The following is a 25,112-nucleotide window of genomic DNA, read 5'->3' as shown; positions in this document are numbered from 1 at the left end:
GGGACCTGGCCCAGGTACGCCTTGGATGAGGGGCTTCATTTCGCCGGCGCCGCGAGCTGCAGCACCCAGTAACGCTGCAACCGGCCGGGGCCGGCGACGCAGGCCAGGCCGAATTCCTGGAAGTCGGCCACCATCAGGTTTTCGCAATGCGCCGGGCTGGCCAGCCACTGCGCCAGCGCCTCGTCCAGCACCTCGGGGCCACCCGCCAGGTTCTCGCCCGCCACGCGCATGACATAGCCGGCTTCACGCAGCCGCGTGCGCAGCGTCGCGCCGCCGGCGCCGACATGGTCCAGACGGTCGCGCGCCGACAGTTCCAGCGCATAACGCCGTGCCGAATCGGCCAGCGCCGCCTGCCAGCGCAGCGCCGGCACGGCCGGCCAGAGCCGCTCGCCGCATTGCTGCGGCCGCTCCCGCAACGCGTTCAAGGCCGCCACCGCGGCAGCGCGCTCGGGCTGGCAGTCCGCGGCCGCCGGCAGGCACCAGGCCGCCAGCGGCAGCGCCGCCAGAGCGAGTGCGCAGAGCCGGGCACCGCCAGCACCGGGCTTGCCAAGCCCGGACCCGCGGCGCAGCATGGCTGCATCGCCGTCACCGCTGTGCCACCTGCCAACACATCTCATGCCACACCTCCGATGCTTCAATTTACCGCTGGCGGCGGGCCGCGGCCTGCTGGCCATCGCGTTGCTGCCGCTGGCCCTGGGCGCACCCGTGCGGGCCGACGAACCAGCCCCGCCGCCGACGCCCGCCCGTGACGCCATGGGCGCCATCGAGCGCGCCATCGGCGACGCCCCTTGCAGCGACACGGCGGACTGCCGCACCGTCGGCGTGGGCGCCAAATCATGCGGTGGACCGGAGCGTTACCTGGCATGGTCGGTCCGCTACACGCAAGCGGCCGAACTGGACCCGCTGGTGGCTCGCCACCGCGCCGCCCGCCGCGCCGAGGACGTCAAGGACGGGCGCGTCTCCAACTGCGCGGTGACACCGGAACCAGCCGTCGCCTGCGTCGCCAAGCGCTGCCAGCTGCAGCCCGCCCTGCCCACCCGCTGACACCACCCCGCCTCTAGCAGATGGCCGACCCCATTTGCGGGTTTGTGCTCCCCCGAAGGCACGGGATTCGATGAATCTTGCCGAGTTCGGCGCGGTTACCCTGGCCAGCCCCAGGCGCCTGTCGGCGCCCGCCCGCCTTTCAACCCCGCAATGTCGCGCGGCACCAACGGCCGCGTCAGGAGTGATGATGAAGTTCAAACAACGTCTGCTGGCCGGCCTGGCCCTGTCGGCTGCCTTCGCCTACCCCCTGACGGCTTCGGCCGGCTTCCAGTGGACCGAGACCGGCGCCACCGGGGCCGGTGACAGCCTGACCACCGCGCAGATCACCTACAGCGCCGGCTACGAGACGCTGAGCAGCATCACCGGTGGCCTGACCGCCAGCCTGGCCGACCCCAACGGCGGCAGCCCCATCTACCAGGTGGACCTGTTCAAGATCCGCGTGGCCGATGTCTCCGCCTTCAGTGCCTGGACGACCGGTCAGACCGCCTTCGACACCCAGCTCTACCTGATCGACAAGGACGGCAAGGGCGTCTACAGCAACGACGACAACGGCTTCGACCTGCTGTCGCTGCTGCCGGCCGCCAGCGCGCTGGGCCCCTTGTCTGCCGACGTCTACTACCTCGCCATCGCTTTCAGCGGCTACGTGGCGCTGGACACCAGCGCGGCCTCCCTGTTCCAAAGTGGCGGCTCGTCCGACGTGCTGGGCGGTGACTCGTCGAGCGGCCCGCTGGCCAGCTGGGGTCGCACCTACGACAACAACAACTCCGAAGCGCTCTACAGCTACGAGATCGGACTGGCCGGCGCCACCAACGCCGACCTGCCCGAGCCGGGCGCCATCGCGCTGGCTGCCGTCGCACTGGGCGCCGCGGGCATCGCCCGTCGCCGCAAGACGACCGCCGCCCAAGCCTGATCGCCCATCCACGTCATAGGAGTCGCCATGCTGTCTCTTAAGTTCGCCAAGAAATCCCTGCTCGCCGCCGCCGCACTGGCCGCCTGCGCCCAGCTGAGCGCGCAGACGGCGCTGCCGTCCGTCGACGCCAGCGCCCAGCTCGAGACGGCCGTCACCGGCACCGCCGAGCTGCGCAACCGCACGCTCACCGGGAGCGTGCAGGTCGCCGTGCGCCTGACCGACGCGCCATTGGCGCTGGCCGTGGGCGCCAACGCCAAGCGCGTGGGCACCGCCATGACGCTGGCCCAGCGCCAGGCCTATGTGGCCTCGCTGAAGTCCAAGCAGGATGCCGTCATGGCCCAGGTGGCCGGCCTCGGCGGCACCGAGGTCGCGCGACTGGGCAAGGTCTACAACGCCGTCGTCATCAACATCGACGCCGCCCAGCTGCCGGCCGTAGCGGCGCTGCCCGGCGTCACGGCCATCAAGCCCATCGTCAACCACGACCTGTCGCTGACGACCACCGTGCCCTACATCGGCGCCAGCGCGCTGCACGGTCTTGGGCTGACCGGTGCCGGCGTCAAGATCGCCGTGCTCGACTCGGGCATCGACTACACCCACAAGAACCTCGGCGGCTCCGGCAGCGTGGCCGACTTCACCGCCGCCGCCGCGGCAGCCGCCACCACGGCGCCGGCGGGCTTGTTCCCGACGGCCAAGGTCATCGGTGGCTATGACTTCGTCGGCGAGGTCTGGCCCAACGGCGCCGTCGCGCCCGACGCCAACCCCATCGACGCCGGCAGCGGCTCCAGCCACGGCACCCACGTCGCCGACATCGCCGCCGGCGCCAGCCTGGACGGCACGCACAAGGGCGTCGCGCCCGGTGCCCAGCTCTACGCCGTCAAGGTCTGCTCCAGCGTGGCGACCTCCTGCAACGGCCTGGCCATCCTGCAAGGCCTGGAATGGTCCATGGACCCCAAGGGCGACCTGAGCTTCGACGGCGCCGCCGACGTGGTCAACCTGTCGCTGGGCGCCAACTACGGCCAGCGCGAGAACCCGTCGACCGAGGCCGTGTCCAACCTGGTCCGCTTCGGCATCGTGGCGGCCATCGCCGCGGGCAATGCGGGCGACCGCCCGTACATCGTCAGCTCGCCGTCCAATGCGGCCGAGGCCATCAGCGTGGCGCAGACCGCCATGCCCGGCGCCAAGGCCATGGCACTGACGGTCAACACGCCGGCCAGCATCGCCGGCACCTATGGCAACACCAACACGCTGGACTGGGCGCCCGTCGTCAACGGCTTCAGCGGCACGCTCAAGCGCGGCAGCACCCTCGCGCAACGGGAAGCCTGCACGCTGGCCGACACGCCGGACTTCACCGGCAGCGTCGCCTATGTCGACCGCGGCAGCTGCTCCATCAGCTTCAAGGTCAGCAATGCGGCGGCCAAGGGCGCGACCGGCGTCATCATCGGCAACAATGCCGCCGGCGATGCGCCCACCTTCAGCAACGGCGGCTTTGCGCCGGGCACCAGCAGCTTCGTTGAAGCGCTGGTCGTCACGCAGGCCATCGGCAACACGCTGAAGACCGTGGCCAGCGGTGCCGCGACGGTGACGGTCGACCCGAACGCGGCGATCTCGCTGGCGGGCAGCATGGCCTCGACGTCGGCGCGCGGCCCAGGCTACAACTTCGCTGCCATCAAGCCCGAGATCGGCGCCCCCGGCGCATCGGTGTCCGCCTTGAACGGCACGGGCAGCGGCGAAGAGAGCTTCGGTGGCACCTCCGGTGCGACACCGATGATCGCCGGCTCCGCGGCGCTGCTGCTGCAGAAGTTCCCGAACGCGACGCCGCCCGAGATCAAGTCGCGGCTGATGAACTCGGCCAACACGACGGTCTACACCAACCCGGCCACGCTGCCGGGCGAACTGGCCCCGATCTCGCGCATCGGCGGTGGTGAAGTGCGTGTCAACAAGGCCGCCGCCGTCACGGCCGGCATCTGGGACTCGACCAACCCCTACAGCGTGGGCCTGGCCTTCGGTGCACCGCGGCTGAGCGGCGCGACGACCATCAGCAAGAAGGTCGCCGTGCGCAACTACAGCAACTCGGCGCGCACCTTCAACATCACGCGCAGCTTCCGCTATGCCAATGACGCGGCCAACGGCGCCGTCACGCTGAGCGCCCCGGCCACGGTCAACGTGGCGGCGAACGGCACCGGGTCGTTCGTGCTGACGATGACCATCGACCCGACCAAGCTGCCGAGCTGGAACCTGAACGGCGGCGCCGTGCAGGGCACCGGCGCCTTGCTGCAAGGTGTCGAGTACGACGGCTACGTGACGGTCAGCGACGGCAGCGACACGGTCAGCACGCCCTGGCATGTGCTGCCGCACAAGAGCGCGAATGCGGCCGCACCGGCGTCGCTCGCGATGGGCGGCGCCGCGTCGGCCGCGCTGGCGCTCAGCAACACCGGCGGCGCCACACCGGGTCGCGTCGACGCGTTCGCGCTGACGGGTTCCAGCGCCCAGGACTACCCGACGCCGCCGGCCTATGGCGGTGGTCAGGCCCTGATCGACCTGCGCGCTGTGGGTGTGCGGGGCGCGGTCTCGGGTGGCACGCAGCTCGTGCAGTTCGGCATCGCCACGTTCGGCTCGCGCGCCCATCCGGCCTACCCGGCGGAGTTCGACATCTACGTGGATGCGAACAACGACGGCGTCGATGACTACGTGATCTACAACACCGAGACCGGCGGCTTCGGCGCGACGGGCCAGACCGTCGTGACCGTGCAGAACCTGAGCACGGGTACGGCAGTGACGCGCTTCTATGCCGGCGCCGACCTGAACTCGGGCAACATGATCTACACGGTACAGGCCAGCGACATCGGCATCACGAGCACCGCGCAGAAGTTCCGCTTCAGCGTCTACACCTTCGACAACTACTTCAGCGGTCAGTTGACGGACGCCATCACCGGCATGACGCACACGCTGGGCTCGCCGCGCTACCAGCTGCAACTGGATGCCTTCAATCTGCCGATCGGCTTCAACGGCAGCCTGAACGTGACCAAGCCTGCCGGTGGCGCCGCGGCCTCGCCGTCGCAGACCGGCCTGCTGCTGCTCTACACGGACGGCCGTGCGGGTCGCGAGGCCGATGTCGTGACGATCTCGCCCTGATCCCACGAGGCCGGTCCAGCACCGGCCGCGCCACGCCAGCCACTGCGCTTCGTCGCAGTGGCTTTTTTTCGTCAGTCCGGCGTGATCCTGCCGGGCGGCGTGGGCGGCAACGGCACCCCGGGCTGGCTGGGGTTGACAGGGCTGGGTGACGGCTTGGCAGGGCCGTTCGGCAGCACCGGCCCCGCCGGCACACTGGCCGCCTGGCCGGGCGCGGCCACCTGACGGGTCCTCAGCGCCAGCGGGTCGAACACCCAGTCGCTGGCCTTGGCAATCGCCTGGCCGTCGGGCGAGGTGCTGCGCAGCAGCGCGGTGTCGGCGCGGCTGCGCACGGCGCGAAAACGCTGCGGGTTGACCGGGTCGGGCACCAGAACCCAATCGGCCTGCCCCGTGAACGGGTCGACGTACAGGCGCCGCAGATGCCGCCTGACGCGCGGCCCGCGGTCGTCCTCCAGCAAGTCCTGCAGGCGGGCCGGATAGGGCGCGGGCTCGACGGCGGCGGCGCGCTGATAGCTGGCGATGGCGCGCGCGATCTCGCCGCCGCGGAACTCCAGCTCGCGCTCACGCTCGCGTTGCGCCGCCGTGCGCCAGGCCTGGCCCAGCCCAGCCAGGCCGGCGGCCGTCAGCGCAACCAGGAAGAGCACGGCCAGATAGCTGTAGCCCTGCTGAGCCCGACGGGGCGACGCCATGGCTACCAGTCCGCGTAAAGCCGCCCGTCGGCGCTGCGCCCGGCGGCGCCGCTGCGCACGTCCCACAGGCGGCCGGCGGCTTGCATGTCGCTGGGCGGCGGCAGTTCGACCCAGCTCTCGCGGCTGGCGGTCAGCGGGTCTTCCGGCACGTCGCGGATGTAGCGCGCCGCTGCCAGCTCCTGCAGCGACTCGGGGTAACGCCCCTTGTCCGCCGCGTACTGGTCGATGGCATCGCGCATCGTCGTCAACGACTGCAGCAGCGCCGTCTCCTTGCCTTTTTGCAGCGAGTTGAAATAGCGCGGCGCAGCGATGGACGCCAGCAGCGCCACGATGGCCATCACGACGATGAGCTCGATGAGGGTGAAGCCGCGCGCCCGGGTCATCTACCAGTCCCTCAGCCTGCTGCCGTCCAGCGCCGTGCGCTCCGCGCGCGAGAACACATCGAACACGTCCTTGCCGGCGCGCGGCTCGTCGGCCGGGCTGTCGTAGGCGCGCAGGCCCCAGGTGTCCGCAGCCGGCAGCTCGGCCGGCGCGAACGGGTCGCGCGGCAGCCGGCGCAGGAAGTAGAGCTTACGGCCGTTGGGCGACTTGGCGTCGGGCACGCCGTCGACCAGCAGCTGCAGCCGCGGCGGGTAGCCGCTGTCCTCGGGGCTTTGCATGATGCTGCCGGCCTCGGCGGCGCGCTTGTAGGCGTCCAGCGCCTCGCGCAGCGTGCGCAGGCCCTGGCGCAGCTCATGCTCGCGGCTGCGCTGCACCGACAGCTCCAGCAGCGGCCGCGCGGCGCTGGCCAGCACGCCCAACAAGGCCAGCACCACCAGCATCTCGATCAGCGTGAAGCCCCGGTTGGCGCGCATGACAGCCTTACTTCGCCGCTTCCACGGTGACCAGACCGCTGCCGTCGACGCGCACAGCCGCCGACTCGCCGTTCGCGCCGGTCGCCGACAGGCCGCTGATGCCGATGTTCAGGGCCTGCCCCGCGGCCGACGGCAGCGCGCGCAGCACCACGACGCGCTCGCCGCGGGGTGGCAGCTCGACCGGGTAGCGCCCCGGCGTGGCATTGGGCAGCGGTTGCGCCGGTGTCAGCCGGCCGGCGTCAAACTCCAGCTCGCCCTTGACCTGCAGGCCGCTGTCGTTCTTCAACGCGACCGAGACGCTGCCGCCGACCGCGACCTGTGGCGTCACGTCGAGCTTCAGCGTGGCTTCGCCACTGGGTGCTGCATTGGTCGCCGAACTGGCCGGCGCGACGGCGCCGCTGGGTGCCACGCCCACGCGGGCCTCGCGCCGCAGCAGGCTGCTGAACGCGCCGGGGCTGGCGTCGGTGCCGCTGGCCAGGCGCGTCAACGACGCGTCCGGCACGGCCAGGTTGCGCACCACGCGCGGCGTGATCAGCAGCACCACCTCGGTCTTGTTGCGCGTGTCGGTCTGCGTGCCGAACAGCCGGCCCAGCAGCGGCACGCGCGACAGCCCCGGGATGCCGACCGCGCTCTTGCGGTCCTCGTCGTTGATGAGGCCGGCCAGCACCTGCGTCTCGCCATCGGCCAGGCGCAGCACGGTGGAGGTGTTGCGCGTGCCGATCTCGTAGGCCGTCGTGCCGCCGGGGCCGGTCACCTGGCGGATCAGGTTGCTGACCTCCAGGCCGATCTTGATGACCACGTCGTTGTCCAGCTGCACGGTGGGCTCGACATCCAGCTTCAGGCCGATGTCCAGGTAGCTGACCGACGCCGCGACCGACGTGGAGCCGGTGAAGTTGGTCGTCGTCGTGAACACGGGCAGCTTCTGGCCGATGTGGACCTTGGCCTTGTCGCGGTTGCGCACGCGGATCTTGGGGTTGGCCAGGATGTTGGAGTTGCCAGCCGTGCCGCGGATCGTCGCGACGACGGCCGGGTTGGCCACGCTGGCGCGGAACTGGTCGCGCTGGCTCAGCAGCACCTGGCCGACGACGCCGGGCAGACCGTACTGCACCGTCTCCGGCCATTGCAGGCCCAGCGCATCGACCTGGTCCGTCGCCAGCTCCATGACCTCCACCTCCAGCATCACCTCGGGCTCGGGCAGGTCGACGGACGCGATCAGCTTCTCCACCAGCCGCAGCACCTCGGGCGTGTCGCGCACGACCAGCAGGTTCAGCCGCTCGTCGATGTGGATGTCGCGCACCTTGGCGATGGTGCGCACCATGGCCTGCACCTGCTTCACGTCGGCATTGGTCAGGTACAGCGTGCGGGTGATCAGCTCCTGGTGCTCGCGCTGCTTGGCGGCCGTGTTGGGGAAGATCAGCACCGAGGTCTCATTGAGCAGCTTGCGATCCAGCTGCTGCGTGCCCAGGATGACGCGCATGGCCTCGTCCATCGTCACGCCGCGCAGGAAGACGGTCACGCGCGCATCGGCGCGCACGTCCTTGTCGAACACGAAGTTGACGCCACTGCTGCGCGCCAGCGCCTCGAAGACCTGGCGCAGCGGCGCCTCGCGGAACTCCAGCGTGACCGGCTTCTGGAAGGCCGCGCCCAGCTCGCCCACCGCCGCCTCCAGCGGCCGCGCCTGCGCCACCTGGCTGGCCAGCAGGCGGGCGCCGGGGTGCTGGGGCGACTCAGCCAGGATCTCGCGGGCGATGGCGTCGGCGCGGTCGATGCGGCCCTCTTTGAGCGCCGCGCGGCCGGTGGCCAGCTGGGCCTCGTGGCGGCGGCCGCGTTCGATGTCGACGCTCAGCGCGGCCAGGCGCGGGTGCTTGGCATCGGCCAGCGCCAGCTGGCTCAGCAGGGCCGAGGCCTCGTCCCAGCGGCCGGCGCCGCGCAGCGCCTCGATCTGCAGGATGAGGCGGGCCGTGGCCTGCTCGCGGGCGCGCACCTGGGCGGCGCGCAGCTGCGGGTCGGTCGGGTCCTTGGCGAGGGCATCGTCCAGCACGCGCAGCGCGGCCGGCCACTGGTTGCCACGGCCGAGGTCTTCGGCCTGGCGCAGCGCCGGGTTGGCGCAGGCCGCCAGCAGCGCGGTCAGCAGCGCAACGGGGGCGAGGGCGAGGAGCTGCTTCATGGCATGGCTTTGAAAACGAGGTTCTGGGGGAGCTTGGCCGGCAGCCAGGTCAGGTTGACGCCGCTGGGCGACACCTGATCGACACGCCACTGGCCGTCGATGACGTCGCCACGCCTGACGCTGAGCGCCCGGTTGGGGCCGCTCAGCAGCGCCACCTCGACGGCCTTGGTGCCCTCGCCTTCCACGACCCGGCCGATCATCTGGTAAGGCAGCGGCGGCGCCATCGGCGGCGGGGGCGGGGGCGCCGCGATGGGCGGCGGCGCAGGGGGTGGCGGCGGTGGCGGCGGGGGCTGCCAGGCCGCCAGCTGGGCGGGCGAGGCCTCGGCCCAGGGCTGGCGGGCTGCGCCGGTTGGGGCAACCTGCAGCGCCGCCGACGCCGACGCCGCGGGCGCAGCTTGGCGCACGGGGGCGGCGACCGGCACGGCCGCGTCGTCGGGCCGTGTGGCGACCCAGGCTGTGGCGGCCAGCGTCGCGGCGAGGGCGCCGCCAAGGGCGAGCTGGCGGGGCTGCATCGGCCTCATGGCGCGGCCCTCCCGTGCAGCGACCACTGCAGCTCGGCGTCCACATCGGTGCTGACCGGGCTGACGCGGCGCAGCTTGATCGCATCCAGACTCAGCGCCGGGTCGTGTTCCAACGCCGCGCCGATGAAGCGGCGCAGCTGTGCGTAGCTGCCCGTCAGCGGCATGGTCACGCGCAGCCGCTCCAGGCCCTCGCTGGTGCTCAGCCGGTGCTCCGTGCGCGTGCCGTTCAGGTCCAGGCGTATGCCCAGCTCCAGCAGGTCGGCCAGGCGCTGTTGGCGGTCGCGCGGCGCGGGCAGCGTGGCCTGCCACTGCTGCACGCTGACCGGCAACGCCTGGGTCGCCACCGCCGGCCGGGCCTTGGCGCGCAGCCCGCGGGCTTCGGCCTGCAACGCTACGGCCTGCGCGTCCCAGCGCTGGCCGGCGACGATGGCCACGGCCGCCAGCAGCAGCGCCACGAGGCCGGCGAGGCCCGGCCAGCCCAGCGCCCTGGCGAGACGGTGCAGCGGCGTCACGAGCCACCCCCAGCAGTCGGCACGCGCGCACTGATCTCGAAGCGCTGGCCCACCAGGCCGGTCTCCGCGGCCGAGAAGCGTGACAGCACGACCTGGCCCCAGCCCGGCGTCGTGCCGAGCTGCTCGGCCAGCTGCAAGGCCAGCAGCTTGTCGGGCGTCAGGCCTTCCAGGCGCAGCTCGCCGCGGCCGGCGCTGGCGTCCAGGCCCAGCCAGGCGATGGTCCTGGCGTCGGCACCCACCGTCTCGACACGGCTCAGCAGCGGCTCCCAGGGCATGGCCAGCAACGCGCGCGCATCGGCGGCCGCGCGGTTCTCGGCGGGCGCTGCCGCCGTGCGGCGTGGCTGGGGCTTGGCGGCGGGGCGCAGCTGGGCCACGCGGTCACGCGCAGCCTGGGCGGCCTCCAGGCCGCGATGGCTGTCGACGGCACTCCACGCGGCCGTGGCCAGCACCAGCGCGCCCGTCGCGGCCAGCGGCCAGGCCAGCGGCGAACGGGCGGAGCGCGGCAGGAAGTCGGGCTGCGGCGTGGCCGGGCCGGGCTGGGGCGCCAGGTCGCCAGCGGGCGTGCCGACGGCCAGCGGCGTGTCGGGGCCGAGGTCGGCCAGCGTGCCGACACGGCGCGACTGCAGGCCGGTCACGCGGCCACGGTCGAGCTGGATGAGGACCGCCGTCATTGCCCCTGCAACGCCTTCATGCCAGACCGCGCGGCCCGAGCCCGCGCGCGTCGCCGCGGGCAGCGAGGCCAGCCAGGCGGCCCAGGCCGGGCGCACGGCAGCAAGGCGCACGCGGGCCGCGTCGGCCTGCGCGCGCAGCACGGCCAGGTCCAGGCCATGCAGCGCCGATGCCCCGGCCGCCTCGCCCAGCTGCCATGGCGCGACGGCGTAGCGCTGCGCGGCCGCGCCGAAGTAGTGGGCGAACTGCTGCTGCGCATAGGCCTGCACGGCGTCCAGGTCGGCCAGCGGCAGGCCGGGCTCGGTGACCAGCTCATGCAGCGCGCGGGCCGAGACGACCAGCTCGACGGCGGTGCCGGGGCATTCGCGGCACCAGGCCTCGAACTCGGCCCCGCCGGGCGTGACGAACAGCTGCCGCGGCTTGGCGAGCCGCGCGGCGAGCTGCTGCCTCAAACGCTCACTCATCGAGGGTGACACGTTCCAGCTCCTCGAAGGTGGTGTCGCCGCGGCAGACGGCCGCCAGCGCCATGTCGCGCAACGACTTCATGCCGCGCGCCTTCGCCGCGGCCTTGATCTCGGACATGGGCGCGCGGCCGGCGATCAGGTCGCGCAGGCCATCGTCCAGCTTGAGCAGTTCCGCCACCGCGAGCCGGCCCTTGTAGCCGGTGCCGCGGCAGTGGCCGCAGCCCTCGCCCTTCATGAAATTGCCATTGATGACGCCGTGCCGGGTCAGCGTCGCGGCGTCGGGCATGAAAGGCTGCGCGCAGTGCCTGCACGTCAGCCGCACCAGGCGCTGCGCCAGCACGGCGTTCAGTGCCGACACGACGTTGTACAGGTCCAGCCCCATGTGCATGAAGCGGCCGATGACATCGAACGCGTTGTTCGCGTGGACGGTGCTGAAGACGAGGTGACCCGTCAGCGCGGCCTGCACGGCGATCTGCGCGGTTTCGGCGTCACGGATCTCGCCGACCATGACGCGGTCCGGGTCGTGGCGCAGGATGGAGCGCAGGCCGCGCGAGAAGGTCAGGCCCTTCTTCTCGTTGACGGGGATCTGCACGACGCCGGCGAGCTGGTACTCGACCGGGTCTTCGATGGTGATGATCTTGTCGGCGCCGGTGTGGATCTCGGCCAGCGTCGCGTACAGCGTGGTCGTCTTGCCGGAGCCGGTCGGGCCGGTCACCAGCAGCATGCCGTGCGGCTGGCGGGCCTGGTGGCGGATGGCGGCGCGCTCCTCGTCGCCGAAGCCCAAAGCGTCCAGCGTCAGTGCCCCGGCACGGGCGATGGCCGCGCGGTCCAGGATGCGGATGACGGCGTCCTCGCCGAACACGCTGGGCATGACGCTCAGGCGGAAGTCAATCTCACGGCCCTGCACGCGCAGCTTGAAGCGGCCATCCTGCGGCAGGCGGCGCTCGCCGATGTCCAGCTCGGCCATCACCTTCAGGCGCGACACGAGCTGCTCAGCGACCTGCGGGCTGTCGACCTGGCGCACCAGCGCCATGACGCCGTCGACGCGGAAGCGGATCACCGCGCCACGCGCCGTGCATTCGATGTGGATGTCCGACGCCGTGTCCTGCAGCGCGTCGTAGATGGTGGCGTTGAGCAGGCGCACGACCGGGCTGGCCTGCTCGCTGAGCGCCAGCGCCGACAACTCCTCGGTGTGGTCCTCGACCGCCGTCAGCGCGTCTTCGACGTCGGACAGCGCGCGGAAATCCGCCTCGCCGGCGCCCAGGAAGTGCGTCACCGCCTCGGTCGATGCGCGCTGCCAGCCGACGGGCGCGTTCAGGCGTGACTCGACGCTCTGCAGCAGCATCGCGTCCTCGTCGCGCTCGGCCAGCAGCACGCGTTTGTCACCCGCTCCCACAGCGAGCACCGCTCGCCAGCGCTGCGCCTGGGCCTGCGGCCATTGCTCGAAATCGAGGTGCCAGGGGCCCTGATCGGCCGGCAGCCAGTCGGCAAGCGACGTGCTCATGCGGCCCCCTTGGCGCTACGCGCCGTCCCCACGAGGGGGAGCGAGCGCCTCCGGAGCGGCCGCGCGGCGCTCATTGCACCTGCTCCACCAACTGGAAGATCGGCAGGTACATCAGCACGATGATCCCGCCGATCAGCACGCCCATGACCAGCATCAGCGCCGGGTTCACGAGGCGCGACAGCAGGTCGGTCAGGCGCGCGGCCTCCTCGTCATGGAAGGCCGCGGCACGCTCAAGCATGGCGGCAACCTCGCCGCTGCGCTCACCCACGCGCAGCATGCGGCGCGCGACCGGCGTGGCGAGGTCTTGCGCGTCGAAGGCGGCGGACAGCCGCTCGCCGCGCTCGATCTGCGCCGCCGCGGCCTGCACGGCGGGCCGCCACGGTGCGGCCACCACGTCAACGACGATCTTCAACGCCGCCAGTGCCGGCACGCCCGACGCGAGCAGCATGGCCAGGGACCGGTACAGCCGCGCCAGCGCCAGCACGCGCAGCCGCGGGCCCAGGCCCGGCAGCGTCCACAGCGCCGCCTGTGCGCGCTGGCGCACGGCCGGCTGGCGCAGCAGCGTGAAGATCGCGAACGCCACGGCCGCGATGCCGCCGATGACCAGGCCCGGATGCGCGCCGGCCGTCTGGCCGAACTCGATCAGCACACGCGACGCCCAGGGCAGGTCGGCGCTGGTCTGCTCCAGGATGCCGGCAAAACGCGGCAGCACGTAGAGCAGCAGGAACAGGATGACCAGCGAGCCGACGCCCAGCAGCATCAGCGGGTAGACCAGCGCGGCGACAAGCCGAGACCGCAGCGCGTCGACCCAGGCCAGGTAGCGCGCGTGCTGGGCCAGCGCGGTGGACAGCTGGCCGGTGCGTTCATTGGCCGCGACGATGGCGCAGATCAGCTCGTCAAACGCCTGCGGCTGCTGGCGCAGCGCGGTGGACAGCGGCTGCCCCTGCTCGATGTGGGCGATGACGGCGTCCAGCGCCGCGCGCACGCCGGGCTGGCCCTCCTTCTCGCGCAGCGTCTGCAGCGCCTCCAGCAGCGCGATGCCGGCGTCCAGCAGCACGGCCAGTTCCTGGCTGAACAGCTGCAGCGGAAAGCGCGCATTGCGGCGCCAGGGCTTCGCGGCGGCGCTTGCAGCGATCTCGCGCACCTCCAGCACATGCTGCGGCGGCACGCCCAGCACCGTGGCCACGGCGGCGCGGTCGGGCGCCTCGACACGTTCCGAGCTGACTACCCCCGCGCGCAGCACGCGGGTCTGGAATTGCGCCATCACCAGGATGTGAGGTCGGCGTCCTCACCCTCGCCGCCGGGGCGGCCGTCCTTGCCGAAGGACAACAGGTCGTACTCGCCATGCTCGCCGGGGGCGCGGTACTGGTAGTCGTTGCCCCAGGGGTCCTTGGGCACCGCCTTGCTCAGGTACGGCCCGGCCCACTTGGGCTCGTCGGCGGGCTTGGTCACCAGCACGGCCAGGCCCTGCTCGGTGCTGGGGTAGCGGCCGACGTCCAGCCGGTACTGGTCCAGCGACTTCTGCAAGGCGTCAATCTGCGCCTTGGTCGCCTTGACCTCGCTCTTGCCGATCTGGCCGAAGAACTTCGGGCCGACGTAGCCGGCCAGCAGGCCGATGATGACCATGACCACAAGCAGTTCGAGCAGCGTGAAGCCGCGGCAGCGGGCGGGGCGGGATGGCGTCATGGTCGAGCGGGGTACAGCGGGAGGGCGACTTTTGACTGGGCGGGGCCGCCCGGCAATCGGGATTTGACCGCCCCGCATTCTCAGGGGCTTATGTGACGCCCCTCGGCCAAGACGCACCTTGGCCGGGCCCCCGAGGAGACGGCGATGCTTGCCGGCTTGGCCGGCGCAGCCGCCAATCCCGTCACGGCGACTGGGCCAGCGTGCAGCTGTTGCTGGCGTTGTCGGCGCACGGCCCTTGCCAGCGGATCTGCACCGCCGCGGCCGGTGGCAGCGGTGCGCGGCCGTCCAGCACCTGGCCGCGCGCGCCAGTGAAGTCGGCCAGCGTCGTCCACGCGGTGCTGCCAGACAGCCGGTATTGCAGCGAGTAGCGGCTGCCGGGGCGCAAGGCCCGCGTCTTGATCTGGTATTCGCCGGCCACGATGGCGAAGCTGGCCGTGTCGCGGAAGGGCTGGGCCAGCGGTTCACCGACGAACAGGCCTTGGCCCGGCCACTGCACGGCCTTCCAGTAGGCCTCGATGGCCGTGGCGCCGCGCCAGTACTGGTCGATGAGCACCGACGCGCGCGAGAACTTCTGCTGGAAGTTGCAGGGCTCCTCCACCGTGCCGTAGCTGGCCGTCGCGCCGGCGTCCAGCCAGGCGGTGATGGGCATCTGGCCATTGCCGTTCGGCAGCACGCCACCCGTGGACGTCAGCGTGTCGGCCAGCGCGCCAGGGCGGAACTGGATCGTCGACAGGTTGGCGACGTTGACCAGACCGGTCAGGTAGAAGAGCACGTCGCTCTTGCCCGACAGGGCATTGGCACTCACCGGGCCGACGCTGTTGTCGACGTAGTTGAGCTTGAGCGCGCTGCCCCAGGCGGTCGGCAGCGGCGCGAAATCGGGCCAGCGCGGGCTGCGGTCCTCGTCCGTGGTGCGCACCAGCCAGCCCTCACCGGCCGGTCGCGTCGCGTCCGCGGCCACGCCCCGGTTGATCAGCGCCTGGGCCGCGGCCAGCGTCGTCGCGCCCAGCAGCATGGCCGGGCGAACCTGCAGCTCGGCCTGCGGGCGGCGTGACTCACTGTCGTACAGCGGCGATGCCGTCGTGGTCGCACAGGCATTGGTCGACGGATTGGGGCTGCAGTAGCGCGTGTCGAAACCGAAGGCCATCGCGCTCGTGATGCCCATGCTGCAAGTCCCCGCCACGCGGCTGGGCGCGGCCCAGGCGAGCAGCGTGGCCTGCACGCCGGGGGCCGCCGCCGCCAATTTGGCGTCGATGTCGGATTTAAGCAACGCGAAATCGGCCGCCGTGATCGTGGCGCTGGCCGTGTTGACCTTGACGCGGATCAGGTTGGCCGCCGGCACGCCGCGGGCCGCCAGATAGGCCGCGCCGGCCCCTTCGCTGAGGGTGTCACCCTCGGCCACAACGACGGCCAGATCGGCCGCCGCGAGGCCGTTGGCGGGCAGCGTCAGCGTGAGCGTCTGCCCTATGCCAGCACCGCCCGTTCCCGTCCCGCCGCCACCGGTGTCGCCGCCCGTGCCACCGCCGCCCCCGCCGCCACCACCGCAGGCACATAACAGCGTTAGCAAAACGGGCGACAACAGGCGGGCGAGACGCGGCATGCGGTCATTCTCCACGGGGTCGGCGGCCCTCGAAATGCACGCTTTCGGTGCGTCCATGCCCTTTCGTGCTCCGCGAACCCGGGCTTACCCCAGTTTCATGCACCGTGGCGGGGCAATACATTCTCGTCACTCGACGCGGTTCCGGACTCCGGTCTCGGGCCGCCGGGCGGGTTGTGAGGAGACAAGACAAGCGACAAGCGCACAAGGTTGCTTCGTAACCCCGAAGACAATCACACCGGCCACCAAGGCACCCCTTGGTGGCCGTTTTATTTTGCACCCCTCGCCCGGTCTTGCACCGCTGGACGCGGGCAAGCCCAGTCGGTCCCCCGAGGGGACGGCAAGCTTGTGGCATCGAGCCGCAAGCACATCGCCAGACGGGCCGGCTCGGGCGGCCAAGCGCTCGGCCCGGTCAGGGCACGACGGCCGCCTCGTGCGCCGATGGATCTGCACATGCTCGAACTCGCTACCGTTGCCCTCGCCTCGCTGCTCGCCGGCTTCATCGACGCGGTCGCCGGCGGCGGCGGGCTGGTGCTGGTGCCGGCGCTGTTCAGTACCTTCCCGACCGCCGCACCGGCCACGCTGCTGGGCACGAACAAGGGCGCGTCCGTCTGGGGCACGGGCTGGGCGACGCTGCAATACGTCAAGCGCGTCGACCTGCCCTGGAAGCGCCTGATGCCGGCCGCCGCGATGGCCGGCCTGGGCAGCTTTGCCGGCGCGTGGGCGCTGACCCTGGCCAGCCCGGACGGCCTGCGCAAGGCCTTGCCGCTGGTGCTGCTGGCCGTGCTGGTCTACACGCTGGCCAAGAAGGAACTCGGCCGCGACCACAGGCCGCGCTACACGGGCCGCACCGAAGCGCTGGTGGCCGCCGGCATCGCGCTGGCCGTGGGGTTTTATGACGGCTTCTTCGGCCCCGGCACCGGCAGCTTCTTCGTCTTCCTGTTCGTGCGGCTGCTGGGTTACGACTTCCTGCACGCGTCGGCCACGGCCAAGCTGATGAATCTGCTGACCAATGCGTTTGCGATCGCGCTGTTCGTCAGCAAGGGCCACATCTGGTGGCATGTGGCCGCCGTCATGGCCGTGACCAATGTGATGGGCAGCCTGGCCGGCACGCGGCTGGCGCTCAAGCACGGCGCCGGCTTCGTGCGCGGCGTTTTCGTCATCGTCGTTGGTGCTCTCATCCTCAAAACAGCCTGGGACGCCTTCTTCCGCTGATCTACCATCAGGCATTCCCCAGCGCCTCCATTCACCATGCCCGTCGATCCTCAACTGCGCAACCTGGACATCGAGATCCCGACCCAGCCCGAGGTCCTGGTCAAGCTCTCGCTGCTGATGGCGGCTGAGGACATCGACCTGCAGGCCATGTCCGCGCTGGTCGAGACCGACATGGCGCTGGCCGCCGCCGTTATGAAGGCGGTCAACTCGTCGCTGTACGGCCTGCGCGGTCGCGTGCAGACGGTGCACCAGGCACTGACCTACCTGGGCATGCGCGAGGTCGCGGCCATCACCTTCGAGATGGGCCTGCGCGCCGCCTTCCCGGCCGCCGCGGAGCTGGAGTCGGTGTGGTCGCGCGCCTCGCAGCGCGGCCTGCTGATGGGCCGCATGGGCCAGATGCTGGGCGTGGACCCCTGGGCCGCCCACTCGGCCGGCCTGTTCGAGGAATGCGGCAAGGCGGTGCTGTACCGCCATGCACCGACGCACTACCCCGCCATGCTGCGCGCCGCGCCGCGCGATGCCGAACTGGTCGAGCTCGAGAAGACGGCCTTCGGCGTCAGCCATGACGCGCTGGGCGCCGCGCTGTGCGAGAGCTGGGGCCTGGCGCCGGCCGCCGTCGCCAGCGTGCGCCACCACGTCGAGGTGCAGGCCACGCTGACCATGCCCGAGAGCCTCGCCCGCCGCAGCGTCGCCGCCATCTCCACGGTGGCCTGGGCGCTGCTGAGCCACCCCGACCAGCTCGACGACGTGGCCAGCCAGATCGCGCCGCAGGCACAGCTCGACGAGACGCTGGTGCTGCGCGCGGCGCGTCGGGTCAACGAACAACTGCAGGCCGCGCAAGAGCACGGCCGCTGAACTTAGCGGCCGCCGGTTGTTCAGGCGGCCAAGCTGAGGCGGTCCCTGCCGGCGTGCTTGGCGATGTACAGCGCCTCGTCCGCCGCCTGCAGCAACGCCTGCGCGCTCAGGTAGGGGTGGGCCGGGCTCGCGGCCGCGAGGCCCACGCTGATGGTCAGGCTGCCGCTGCCGTCGGGCAGGCGCAGCGCGCGCAACTCGTCGCGCAGTGACTCCAGCACGCCCTGGGCCTCGGCCATGCCGAAGCCGGGCAGCAGCGCGACGAACTCCTCGCCCCCCAGGCGGGCCACGACGTCGGTGTCGCGTTTGAAGCGCTCGCTCAGCAGCGCCGCGACGCGCTGCAGCGCCAGGTCGCCCACCGCCGGGCCATGCGTGATGTTGAACTGCTTGAACTGGTCCAGGTCCAGCACGGCCAGCGCCAGCAGGCCGCGCAGGCGTTGGGCGCGCTTGAACTCGCGGCGCAGCGCCTCGTCGAAGGCGCGCTGGTTGGCGATGCCGGTCAGCGCGTCGGTGCGCGCCAGGCCGTCAAGCTCGCGCTGGTTGGCCTGCAGTGCCGCGTGGGCTTCCTGCAGCAGGCGGCGTTGCTGGGCCAACTCGCGCCTGAGCTCACGGGCGTTCTGGTCCTGCTGCCACAGCGAACCGCGGGCGCGCAGCATGGCGTGACCGATGCGGTCCAGCTCGGCCGCAAGGCCCGGCGCCGGCGTCGCATCCTCGGGCGTCAACGGCACGGGGGCGGACTCCATCGCCTCGCAGCCCGCGGCCAGCAGGCGCAGCGGGCGCAGCAGCAGCGCCTCGATGAGCACCAGCTGGGCCGCGCTGAGCAGCAGCACCATCCAGGCCGCGCGGGCCAGGCCCTCGCCATGCGGCTCGAAGCCGCCCAGGCTCCATTCGAAGACGGCCACGATGAGCCCGTTGAGCAGCGGCACGCCCAGCGTCAGCCGCAGCCGCAGCGAACCGAGCCGGCGCGGCACGGCGTGCTCCAGGGGTTCGGCGAGGGAATCGGTCGTCATCGGTGTCGCGTACTGCGGCACAAATTGTCACGGCCTTCGCCGCGCAATCGCTCGGGGTTTGTCTGGGCGTGACCGAACGCTACGCGGCCGGCGCACTCAGTAAGGCACCTGGTCCGAGGGGTATTTCCAGAAGTCCTTGAGCAGATAGTTCATCGGCAGGTTCAGCGCCGTGTTCTTGGGCGGAATGGCCTTCATGAACCAGCGCTCGTAGATCGCGTGCGCCTCGTGGCTGGTGATGAGGCGCTTCATCTCCTCGTCGACGATGGCCTTCAGCTCGGGGTCGTTCCGGGGCAGCACCAGGGACAGCGGCTCGATGGTGAGGAACTTGCCGACGACGCGGAACTTGGCCGCGTCGGGCCGCGCGGCGACGATGCCGTAAAGCAGCACGTCGTCCATGACGAAGCCGTCGGCCTGGCCGGCTGCCAGCATCTCCATGGCCTTGGCGTGGTCGGGCGCTTCGAGGATGTTGATGTGCAGCGCGCGCTCGTTGTTGGCCTGCGTGATGGACTTCAGCGGCGTCGTGCCCTTGGTGGAGACCAGCGTCTTGCCGTCGAACTGCGCCAGCTCCGTGATGCCGCTGTCGGCCCGCACCAGGTAGCGCGCGCCGGTGATGTAGTGCGGCACGGTGAAGGCGACCTTCTCGCGGCGCTCGGCGTTGTTGGTCGTCGAGCCGCATTCCAGGTCGGCCTTGCCATCCACCACCATCTGGATGCGGTTGGCCGGCGTCACGAGCAGGAACTGCGGGCTCAGCTCCTTCATCTTCAGCTTCTTGCGCAGCGCCTCGGCAACTTTCAGGCACAGGTCCACCGCATAGCCGGCCGGGCGGCCGTCGGGCAGCAGGTAGCTGAAGGGCACCGAAGACTCGCGGTGGGCGAGCACGATGCGGCCGCTGGACTGGATTCGCTCCAGCGTGGGGCCGGCGGCGGCACCGACCGTGAGACCGAGCGCGAGCAGGAGGGACAGCAGGGTTTTCATGTTGCCGGCCATTGTGAGCCAGCCTCTAGAGTGCCCGCATGAAATGCGGCAGCTGGGTCGTGGCAGGGATAACGGCTTTGGCCTCCTCGGCCATGGCCGACCCGGGCTACTACGTCGTCACACCCTATGACCAGGCCGGCCGCTGGGGTGCCGAGCTGCGTTACTGGACCGTCAAGCCGCCCGACGAGGCCGCCACGCTGTGGCCCGAGATCGGCGTGAGCTATGGCATCAACACGCGCTGGACGACACGGCTGCTGGCCAGCTGGATAGGCTATGGCGCCTCCGACCAGGTGCTGTCGACGCTGAACTGGCAGAACGTCGTGCTGCTGACGCAGGGCGAGAAGCCCTATGACCTGGCCATCCACGCCCAGCTGATCCGCAACCGCGGCGAGAGCAACGCTCTGGAGCTGGGCCCGGTCTGGCAGACCGATCTGGGCCGGCTCAGGCTCAATGCCGGCGCATTCTGGGAGTACGACAGCGCCAAGCACGACACACGGCTCAAGCTGCAGTGGCGCGGCGTCTACCGCGTGGCCCCCGGCTGGCGTGCGGGCGTCGAGGGCTTCAGCGAGGTGGGGCAGTGGAACGACTGGTCGCCGCGGCCACGCCAGTCGCACCGCGCCGGGCCGGCGCTGCTGGCCACGCTGTGGGACGAAGGCCCCGATACCGTGACGCTGAACGCGGCCTTCCTGTTCGGCAAGACCTATGGCAGCCGCGGCGACATGTTCACGATGCAGCTGCAGTGGCTGCGCTGAGGTCGTCGGAGACGGTGCGGTTGCGGCCGGTGCGCTTGGCCTCGTAAAGGGCGCGGTCGGCAGCGGACAACAGGTCCGCAAAGCTGGTCGCGCCGGCCGGCAACATGGCCAACCCGGCCGACAGCGTCGCGCTGACGGTGCCGCCGTCGGGCGTCACGAAGGGCGCCTCCTGCACCATCAGCCGGATGCGCTCGGCCACCTCGCAGGCGCCGGCCAGGTCGGTGCGCGGCAGCAACACGACGAACTCCTCGCCGCCGTAGCGCGCCGCCAGGTCGCCGGTGCGCAGCGAGCGCAGGATCAGCCCGCCGACCTGGCGCAGCACCTCGTCGCCGGCCGGGTGGCCGTGGCCGTCGTTGATGGCCTTGAAGTGGTCGATGTCCAGGAACAGGCAGGCCAGCGGGTAGCGGTGGCGCACGGCCTGGCTGAACTCGATGAGGCTGCGGTGGTCGAAATAGCGGCGGTTGTGCACGCCGGTCAGGCCGTCGGTCATGCCGGCGCGGCGCAGGCGCTCGCGGTTGAGCATGCTCTCGATGGCGATGGCCGCGATGGCCGCCAGACGGTCCAGGAACTTGGTGCCCGAGGCCGCGTCGTAGCGCCCCGCGTCACGCGAGCCCAGGTGCAGGCTGCCGATCAGCAGGCCTTGGCGGATCAGCGGCAGCAGCGCGGCCGAACGCACGCCGGCGTCGGCGTCAAATGCCTTAGCCAGCAGCGCCTCGTCCGGCCCGGGGCCGATGAGGCGGGTCGTGCGCGCGGCGCCGAACAAGTCCTTCAGCGGCGCATGGCTGTCCAGCAGCACCGGCGCCTTGACCATGGGCAGCGTCGGCAGCGCGCGGCGCAACTCTTCCTCAGGGTCCAGCAGCCACAGCTCGGCGGCGTCCAGCCCGAAGTCGGCCCGGCATTCGACGAGCAGCAGGCTGACCAGCTCCTCCATCGAGCTCACCGCGATCAGCCGGCGCTCCAGCGCGTCGAAGCGGTCCAGCTTGCGCTCGTTGGCATGCGCGGCTTCCAGCAGCGACTGCAGCTGGCGGCGCAGCTCCTGCACCTGACCTTCGGCAGTAGGCGCGCTCATGTCAGTGGTCCCATCCGCGTTTTCAGCGGCTTGCAGACCGAGCGCCGGGCCGCTCCCAAGCCGGCCCGCCTCGGGCGATGTGCTTGCCGGTCAGCCCGGCAAGCATCGCCGTCCCCTCGGGGGCTGAGGCCGGACACATGGCGCCCGGTGGGCGGCATGTGCCTGCCGAAGGGCTGCGGCCCAAGCCGCAGCGCGGTCTGCAAGACCGACCGGGCATGCCCGCGGTCAACGGGGCGGGACTGGGCGAGGGGTCGTTTCATGGCGGCGCGATTGTCGCGGTGTCGCGTGAAAAGCAGCGGACCTGGCCCGTCAGCGGGTCCATGAACGAAATCTCGCGGGCGACCAGTTGCAGCGGCGCGTCGAAGCGCGGCGGGTCTTCGTGAGCTTGCAGCACGGGATAGAGCCGATCGCCGAGCAGCGGCAGGCCGATGGCGCTCATCTGCGCGCGCAGCTGGTGCTTGATGCCGGTCGTGGGGCGCAGCTCGTAGCGCGCCACGCCGCCGTCGTCCAGCGCTTCGACGAGGTCGACCCAAGTCTCGGCATTGGCCTCGCCGGCCACGGCCTGCATCTGCATGAAGGCGTCGCCCTCGCGCTCCACCAGCCGGTGCCGCAGCACGCGCGGCCAGGGGCCGGGGCCGGCGGGCGCGACGGCTTCGTAGACCTTGCTGACGGCGCGGTCGCGGAACAGGTTCTGGTAGGCCGCCCGCTCGGCCGCGCGCACGCTGAAGACGACCAGGCCGGCCGTCTCGCGGTCCAGCCGGTGGATGGGACTCAGCTCGGCCAGGCCGGTCGTGCGGCGCAGCCGCGTCAGCAATGTCTGCTGCACATAGCGGCCTCCTGGGGTGACGGGCAGGAAGTGCGGCTTGTCGGCGACCAGCAGGTGCTCGTCCTGGAAGACGACGCGCTCGGCGAACGGGATGTCAGGCTCGGCGTCCAGCTGGCGCCAGTAGAAGACCCGGCGATGCGGGCGGTAGTCGCAGGCCACCGGTCGGCCGGTCTCGTCGACGACCTCGCCGCGGGCGATGCGCGCCGCCCAGTCGTCGACCTTGGGCAGGCGCTCGGCGAGGAAGACGGCCAGCGTCACCCACGGCCCGGGCGGGCAGAACACGGCGCTGGCACCCACGCCGTCACGCAGCGGCAGCGTCGGCTTGGCCGGGCGGGTCACTCGATGCGCGGCCCGCCGCGAGCGCGCTCGTCCATGTAGGCGTTCAGCCGCTTCATGTCCTGCGCGTCGGCACGGTTGCCGCGCCACTCGCGCACCCAGGCTTCGCGCTGCGGGTCGCGTGCCAGCTCGCGCACCGCCGCGTCGATGGCCTCGATCTGGCGGCGCCCCTCGGGCGTGCGGCTGCAGGACACGGTGGCCAGCAGCGTGCTCAGGCCCTCGGCCACCGGCAGCGCCACCAGCGCGCCAGGGTCGCCCACACGGGCCAGGTAGTCCTTGACGACGGCGGGGTACTCCAGCGTGTAGTCCATGCGGCCGGCACGCAGCATGTCCAGCAGCTGGGTGCTGAGCTGCGCGCCGACGGCCAGGCGCGGCACGACCTGCTGGGCCAGCAGGTTGTCGATCTGCGCGCCGAAGGCCCGGTCGCGCGCCAGCAGCAGGCGCAGCTCCTGGCGCTTCAGCAGCTCGGCCAGCACCAGGCGGCCGTCCTGCGGCCGGCCCTCGGACAGCTGGGCCAGCGCGTCGCGCCGCACGATGACATGGAGCTCGCGCGAGACCAGCGGCGGGTAGAGGTGGGAGAAGTACAGCCAGTCCAGCCGCGCCGGCGTGCGCACGTGCATCGTCGAGCACAGCGTCTCGCCGCGGCGGCTCTCGGCCTCGTAGCGGGCCGTGCTGGCCTCGACGAACTCGTGCCGGTACTGCGGCATGCGCGCCAGCAACACGCGCATGAAACCGTCCACCTCGCCATGGCCCAGCTCGGCCACGCTGCGCGGCGGGCGGCCCTGCACGAAGCTGAAATGAGGCGGCACGTCCTGCGCCACCCAGCGCAGCGTGTCGACAGGCGGCGCGCCGTGGGCGGCGGAAGCCATCAGGCATGCGGCCGCGCAAAGCCGGCGCAACATGAAGGTCTTAATCCCCGTCGACCCACTCCATGCGCGCGCCCAGCTCGCCGATGTGCTCGACGAAATTAGGGTGGGCACGGCGGATCGGCGTCGCGTTCTTGATCACGCTCTTGCCCGGGATGCTGGCGGCCACCATCAGCAGCGCGATGGCGACGCGGATGATGTAGGGGCTCTCGACCTCGGCCGGGCTCAGCGGCTTGCCGCCGAAGGTGATCATGCGGTGCGGGTCGCTGAGGAAGGCATGCGCGCCGAACTTGGCCAGCTCGCTGGTCCAGCCCATCGCGCCGTCATAGACCTTGTTCCAGAACATCACGCTGCCCTCGGCCTTGACGCCCAAGGCCACGAAGATGGGCAGCAAGTCCACCGGCACATAAGGCCAGGGTGCCGCCTCGACCTTTTGCAGGATGTTGCGTGTGAAAGGTTCCTTCACCTTCAGCGGACCGTCGGTCACGCAGCGGCTCCACCCGTCCTCGTGCACGATCTGCACGCCGAACTTGGCGAAGGTGCGGTCCAGCAGCGGGAACATCTCCGGCGCGCCGTTCTTGACCTGCACGTTGCCGCCGGTGATGGCGCCCAGGGCCAGGAAGGTGACGATCTCGTGGAAGTCTTCGGTGAAGGTGTAGTCGGCGCCGCCGAGTTCGGCCACGCCGGTGATCTTCAGCTTGGACGTGCCGTGGCCGTCGATCTTCGCGCCCAGCAGCGACATGAAATTGCAGAACTCCTGCACGTGCGGCTCGCTGGCGGCGTTGGTCAGCGTCGAGACGCCGTCGGCCAGCGCGGCACAGAGGACGAAGTTCTCGGTCGTCGTGACGGAGGCGTAGTCGGTCCAGTGGTCATTGGCTTGCAGTCGGCCGCTGGGGGCACCCACATCCGCCTGGTGCACCACCCGCACCACCAGGCCGTCGGGATGGCGCTCGACGCTGGCGCCGAAGCGCTGGAAGACCTCCACATGCGGGTCGATCTCGCGCGCACCCAGCGTGCAGCCCTTGACGTCGTCCTCGATGCGCGCGGCGCCGAAGCGGGCCATCAGCCCGGGCACCAGCATGATGGACGAGCGCATCTCTTCCGGCAGCCGGTCGGTGGCCGGGTCGAAGTGCGTGTCGCGGTGGTGGACGTCGAGGATGCCGGTCTTGAAGTCCAGCTCGACCTGCGAGCCGAGCTTGCGGAAGACCTCGACGATCTTCTTCACATCGGTGATCTCGGGCACGCCGCGCAGCCGCACCGGCTGCTTGGTCAGCAGCGTGGCGCACAGGATGGGCAGGACGGCATTCTTGTTGGCCGAGGGGGTGATGCGGCCCGAAAGGGGGGTGCCGCCGTGGACGATCAGATGGGACATCGAATGAGGGGATTTCGGTGCGCGCAAGTGGCGCGCGGTGGCATTGTCGGCGTTTGCGGCGCGGCACACGCGCCGCCGCCCGGAAGCTTCGTTCCG

24 protein-coding genes are annotated in these 25,112 nt (G+C 71.2%); 6 read left to right on the top strand and 18 right to left on the bottom strand.

Annotated features, from left to right (window positions below):
* Positions 1–35: 35 nt before the first annotated feature.
* Entirely contained in the window at positions 36–572 is a 537-nt protein-coding gene (locus AC1D29_RS16815) for a CAP domain-containing protein (RefSeq protein WP_477899414.1), read from the bottom strand.
* A gap of 43 nt (positions 573–615) precedes the next feature.
* Between AC1D29_RS16815 and AC1D29_RS16810 the strand changes: the two genes are divergently transcribed.
* The 3 genes from AC1D29_RS16810 to AC1D29_RS16800 all read left to right on the top strand — a co-directional run bounded on the left by AC1D29_RS16810 (position 616) and on the right by AC1D29_RS16800 (position 5,086).
* The gene (locus AC1D29_RS16810) at positions 616–1,044 is read left to right on the top strand and encodes a hypothetical protein (RefSeq protein ID WP_477899412.1); all 429 of its coding nucleotides are present in this window, start codon (positions 616–618) and stop codon (positions 1,042–1,044) included.
* Between the two features lie 187 nt (positions 1,045–1,231).
* Positions 1,232–1,954, top strand: coding sequence for a PEP-CTERM sorting domain-containing protein (locus tag AC1D29_RS16805; RefSeq protein ID WP_477899410.1), 723 nt, complete (start codon positions 1,232–1,234; stop codon positions 1,952–1,954).
* Between the two features lie 27 nt (positions 1,955–1,981).
* Positions 1,982–5,086: a S8 family peptidase gene (locus tag AC1D29_RS16800; protein ID WP_477899408.1), complete on the top strand. Its 3,105-nt coding sequence runs from the start codon at positions 1,982–1,984 to the stop codon at positions 5,084–5,086.
* Positions 5,087–5,157: 71 nt separating this feature from the next.
* Here the strand turns inward: AC1D29_RS16800 and AC1D29_RS16795 are convergent, their stop codons facing one another.
* The 11 genes from AC1D29_RS16795 to AC1D29_RS16745 all read right to left on the bottom strand — a co-directional run bounded on the left by AC1D29_RS16795 (position 5,158) and on the right by AC1D29_RS16745 (position 15,746).
* On the bottom strand, positions 5,158–5,772 hold the full coding sequence (locus tag AC1D29_RS16795; protein WP_477899406.1) for a type II secretion system protein: 615 nt from the start codon (positions 5,770–5,772) through the stop codon (positions 5,158–5,160).
* Between the two features lie 2 nt (positions 5,773–5,774).
* Positions 5,775–6,155, bottom strand: a complete 381-nt coding sequence (locus AC1D29_RS16790; RefSeq protein ID WP_477899405.1) for a type II secretion system protein — start codon at positions 6,153–6,155, stop codon at positions 5,775–5,777.
* Entirely contained in the window at positions 6,156–6,626 is a 471-nt protein-coding gene (locus AC1D29_RS16785; protein ID WP_477899403.1) for a type II secretion system protein, read from the bottom strand.
* Positions 6,627–6,633: 7 nt separating this feature from the next.
* On the bottom strand, positions 6,634–8,793 hold the full coding sequence (locus AC1D29_RS16780) for a secretin N-terminal domain-containing protein (protein WP_477899401.1): 2,160 nt from the start codon (positions 8,791–8,793) through the stop codon (positions 6,634–6,636).
* Positions 8,790–9,314, bottom strand: coding sequence for a hypothetical protein (locus AC1D29_RS16775; RefSeq protein ID WP_477899399.1), 525 nt, complete (start codon positions 9,312–9,314; stop codon positions 8,790–8,792). Before AC1D29_RS16775 ends, AC1D29_RS16780 begins: the two co-directional genes overlap by 4 nt.
* Positions 9,311–9,826 carry a hypothetical protein gene (locus tag AC1D29_RS16770; protein ID WP_477899397.1) on the bottom strand — a complete coding sequence of 172 codons (516 nt, stop codon included), beginning with the start codon at positions 9,824–9,826 and terminating at the stop codon, positions 9,311–9,313. The genes AC1D29_RS16775 and AC1D29_RS16770 overlap by 4 nt, the downstream gene beginning before the upstream one ends.
* Positions 9,823–10,959: a hypothetical protein gene (locus AC1D29_RS16765; RefSeq protein ID WP_477899395.1), complete on the bottom strand. Its 1,137-nt coding sequence runs from the start codon at positions 10,957–10,959 to the stop codon at positions 9,823–9,825. Before AC1D29_RS16765 ends, AC1D29_RS16770 begins: the two co-directional genes overlap by 4 nt.
* The gene (locus tag AC1D29_RS16760; RefSeq protein WP_477899393.1) at positions 10,952–12,463 is read right to left on the bottom strand and encodes a GspE/PulE family protein; all 1,512 of its coding nucleotides are present in this window, start codon (positions 12,461–12,463) and stop codon (positions 10,952–10,954) included. Before AC1D29_RS16760 ends, AC1D29_RS16765 begins: the two co-directional genes overlap by 8 nt.
* A 70-nt stretch (positions 12,464–12,533) precedes the next feature.
* Positions 12,534–13,727: a type II secretion system F family protein gene (locus tag AC1D29_RS16755; RefSeq protein WP_477899391.1), complete on the bottom strand. Its 1,194-nt coding sequence runs from the start codon at positions 13,725–13,727 to the stop codon at positions 12,534–12,536.
* A complete protein-coding gene (gene gspG, locus AC1D29_RS16750) occupies positions 13,727–14,149 on the bottom strand; it encodes a type II secretion system major pseudopilin GspG (RefSeq protein ID WP_477899389.1) in 423 nt (140 codons plus the stop codon). The genes AC1D29_RS16755 and gspG overlap by 1 nt, the downstream gene beginning before the upstream one ends.
* Positions 14,150–14,330: 181 nt before the next feature.
* Positions 14,331–15,746, bottom strand: a complete 1,416-nt coding sequence (locus AC1D29_RS16745) for a TIGR03790 family protein (RefSeq protein ID WP_477899387.1) — start codon at positions 15,744–15,746, stop codon at positions 14,331–14,333.
* Between the two features lie 450 nt (positions 15,747–16,196).
* Here AC1D29_RS16745 and AC1D29_RS16740 point away from each other — a divergent pair, with 450 nt between their 5' ends.
* Positions 16,197–16,958, top strand: coding sequence for a sulfite exporter TauE/SafE family protein (locus AC1D29_RS16740; RefSeq protein ID WP_477899386.1), 762 nt, complete (start codon positions 16,197–16,199; stop codon positions 16,956–16,958).
* Between the two features lie 36 nt (positions 16,959–16,994).
* Entirely contained in the window at positions 16,995–17,813 is an 819-nt protein-coding gene (locus tag AC1D29_RS16735; RefSeq protein ID WP_477899384.1) for an HDOD domain-containing protein, read from the top strand.
* Positions 17,814–17,833: 20 nt separating this feature from the next.
* Here AC1D29_RS16735 and AC1D29_RS16730 read toward each other — a convergent pair whose 3' ends face one another.
* Positions 17,834–18,820 (bottom strand): GGDEF domain-containing protein, encoded by a 987-nt coding sequence (locus tag AC1D29_RS16730; protein WP_477899382.1) that lies wholly within the window; start codon positions 18,818–18,820, stop codon positions 17,834–17,836.
* Between the two features lie 96 nt (positions 18,821–18,916).
* A complete protein-coding gene (locus tag AC1D29_RS16725; protein WP_477899380.1) occupies positions 18,917–19,795 on the bottom strand; it encodes an amino acid ABC transporter substrate-binding protein in 879 nt (292 codons plus the stop codon).
* Between the two features lie 77 nt (positions 19,796–19,872).
* Here AC1D29_RS16725 and AC1D29_RS16720 point away from each other — a divergent pair, with 77 nt between their 5' ends.
* Positions 19,873–20,547: a hypothetical protein gene (locus tag AC1D29_RS16720; protein ID WP_477899378.1), complete on the top strand. Its 675-nt coding sequence runs from the start codon at positions 19,873–19,875 to the stop codon at positions 20,545–20,547.
* Here AC1D29_RS16720 and AC1D29_RS16715 read toward each other — a convergent pair.
* The 4 genes from AC1D29_RS16715 to AC1D29_RS16700 all read right to left on the bottom strand — a co-directional run bounded on the left by AC1D29_RS16715 (position 20,519) and on the right by AC1D29_RS16700 (position 25,016).
* The gene (locus tag AC1D29_RS16715) at positions 20,519–21,616 is read right to left on the bottom strand and encodes a GGDEF domain-containing protein (protein WP_477899376.1); all 1,098 of its coding nucleotides are present in this window, start codon (positions 21,614–21,616) and stop codon (positions 20,519–20,521) included. The genes AC1D29_RS16720 and AC1D29_RS16715 overlap by 29 nt on opposite strands.
* Before the next feature lie 256 nt (positions 21,617–21,872).
* Complete coding sequence (locus AC1D29_RS16710; RefSeq protein WP_477899374.1) at positions 21,873–22,781, bottom strand: pseudouridine synthase; 909 nt, start codon at positions 22,779–22,781, stop codon at positions 21,873–21,875.
* Positions 22,778–23,647 carry a TIGR02285 family protein gene (locus tag AC1D29_RS16705; protein ID WP_477899372.1) on the bottom strand — a complete coding sequence of 290 codons (870 nt, stop codon included), beginning with the start codon at positions 23,645–23,647 and terminating at the stop codon, positions 22,778–22,780. The genes AC1D29_RS16710 and AC1D29_RS16705 overlap by 4 nt, the downstream gene beginning before the upstream one ends.
* A gap of 40 nt (positions 23,648–23,687) precedes the next feature.
* Positions 23,688–25,016 (bottom strand): UDP-N-acetylglucosamine 1-carboxyvinyltransferase, encoded by a 1,329-nt coding sequence (locus tag AC1D29_RS16700; protein ID WP_477899370.1) that lies wholly within the window; start codon positions 25,014–25,016, stop codon positions 23,688–23,690.
* Between the last annotated feature and the right edge of the window lie 96 nt (positions 25,017–25,112).

Source organism: Roseateles sp. P1_C6 (assembly GCF_056406315.1).
Note: the sequence above shows the minus strand (reverse complement) of the source record. Positions and strands in the feature narration are given on the sequence as shown.

What these genes read in the sequence shown, in the direction of transcription:
- AC1D29_RS16735 (WP_477899384.1), top strand. Translation starts at nt 16,995, where the DNA reads ATGCCCGTCGATCCTCAACTGCGCAACCTGGACATCGAGATCCCGACC.
- AC1D29_RS16755 (WP_477899391.1), bottom strand. Translation starts at nt 13,727, where the DNA reads ATGGCGCAATTCCAGACCCGCGTGCTGCGCGCGGGGGTAGTCAGCTCG.
- AC1D29_RS16805 (WP_477899410.1), top strand. Translation starts at nt 1,232, where the DNA reads ATGAAGTTCAAACAACGTCTGCTGGCCGGCCTGGCCCTGTCGGCTGCC.
- AC1D29_RS16740 (WP_477899386.1), top strand. Translation starts at nt 16,197, where the DNA reads ATGCTCGAACTCGCTACCGTTGCCCTCGCCTCGCTGCTCGCCGGCTTC.
- AC1D29_RS16765 (WP_477899395.1), bottom strand. Translation starts at nt 10,959, where the DNA reads ATGAGTGAGCGTTTGAGGCAGCAGCTCGCCGCGCGGCTCGCCAAGCCG.
- AC1D29_RS16795 (WP_477899406.1), bottom strand. Translation starts at nt 5,772, where the DNA reads ATGGCGTCGCCCCGTCGGGCTCAGCAGGGCTACAGCTATCTGGCCGTG.
- AC1D29_RS16800 (WP_477899408.1), top strand. Translation starts at nt 1,982, where the DNA reads ATGCTGTCTCTTAAGTTCGCCAAGAAATCCCTGCTCGCCGCCGCCGCA.
- AC1D29_RS16745 (WP_477899387.1), bottom strand. Translation starts at nt 15,746, where the DNA reads ATGCCGCGTCTCGCCCGCCTGTTGTCGCCCGTTTTGCTAACGCTGTTA.
- AC1D29_RS16700 (WP_477899370.1), bottom strand. Translation starts at nt 25,016, where the DNA reads ATGTCCCATCTGATCGTCCACGGCGGCACCCCCCTTTCGGGCCGCATC.
- gspG (WP_477899389.1), bottom strand. Translation starts at nt 14,149, where the DNA reads ATGACGCCATCCCGCCCCGCCCGCTGCCGCGGCTTCACGCTGCTCGAA.
- AC1D29_RS16775 (WP_477899399.1), bottom strand. Translation starts at nt 9,314, where the DNA reads ATGAGGCCGATGCAGCCCCGCCAGCTCGCCCTTGGCGGCGCCCTCGCC.
- AC1D29_RS16730 (WP_477899382.1), bottom strand. Translation starts at nt 18,820, where the DNA reads ATGACGACCGATTCCCTCGCCGAACCCCTGGAGCACGCCGTGCCGCGC.
- AC1D29_RS16785 (WP_477899403.1), bottom strand. Translation starts at nt 6,626, where the DNA reads ATGCGCGCCAACCGGGGCTTCACGCTGATCGAGATGCTGGTGGTGCTG.
- AC1D29_RS16810 (WP_477899412.1), top strand. Translation starts at nt 616, where the DNA reads ATGCCACACCTCCGATGCTTCAATTTACCGCTGGCGGCGGGCCGCGGC.
- AC1D29_RS16715 (WP_477899376.1), bottom strand. Translation starts at nt 21,616, where the DNA reads ATGAGCGCGCCTACTGCCGAAGGTCAGGTGCAGGAGCTGCGCCGCCAG.
- AC1D29_RS16705 (WP_477899372.1), bottom strand. Translation starts at nt 23,647, where the DNA reads ATGGCTTCCGCCGCCCACGGCGCGCCGCCTGTCGACACGCTGCGCTGG.
- AC1D29_RS16780 (WP_477899401.1), bottom strand. Translation starts at nt 8,793, where the DNA reads ATGAAGCAGCTCCTCGCCCTCGCCCCCGTTGCGCTGCTGACCGCGCTG.
- AC1D29_RS16790 (WP_477899405.1), bottom strand. Translation starts at nt 6,155, where the DNA reads ATGACCCGGGCGCGCGGCTTCACCCTCATCGAGCTCATCGTCGTGATG.
- AC1D29_RS16725 (WP_477899380.1), bottom strand. Translation starts at nt 19,795, where the DNA reads ATGAAAACCCTGCTGTCCCTCCTGCTCGCGCTCGGTCTCACGGTCGGT.
- AC1D29_RS16815 (WP_477899414.1), bottom strand. Translation starts at nt 572, where the DNA reads ATGCTGCGCCGCGGGTCCGGGCTTGGCAAGCCCGGTGCTGGCGGTGCC.
- AC1D29_RS16760 (WP_477899393.1), bottom strand. Translation starts at nt 12,463, where the DNA reads ATGAGCACGTCGCTTGCCGACTGGCTGCCGGCCGATCAGGGCCCCTGG.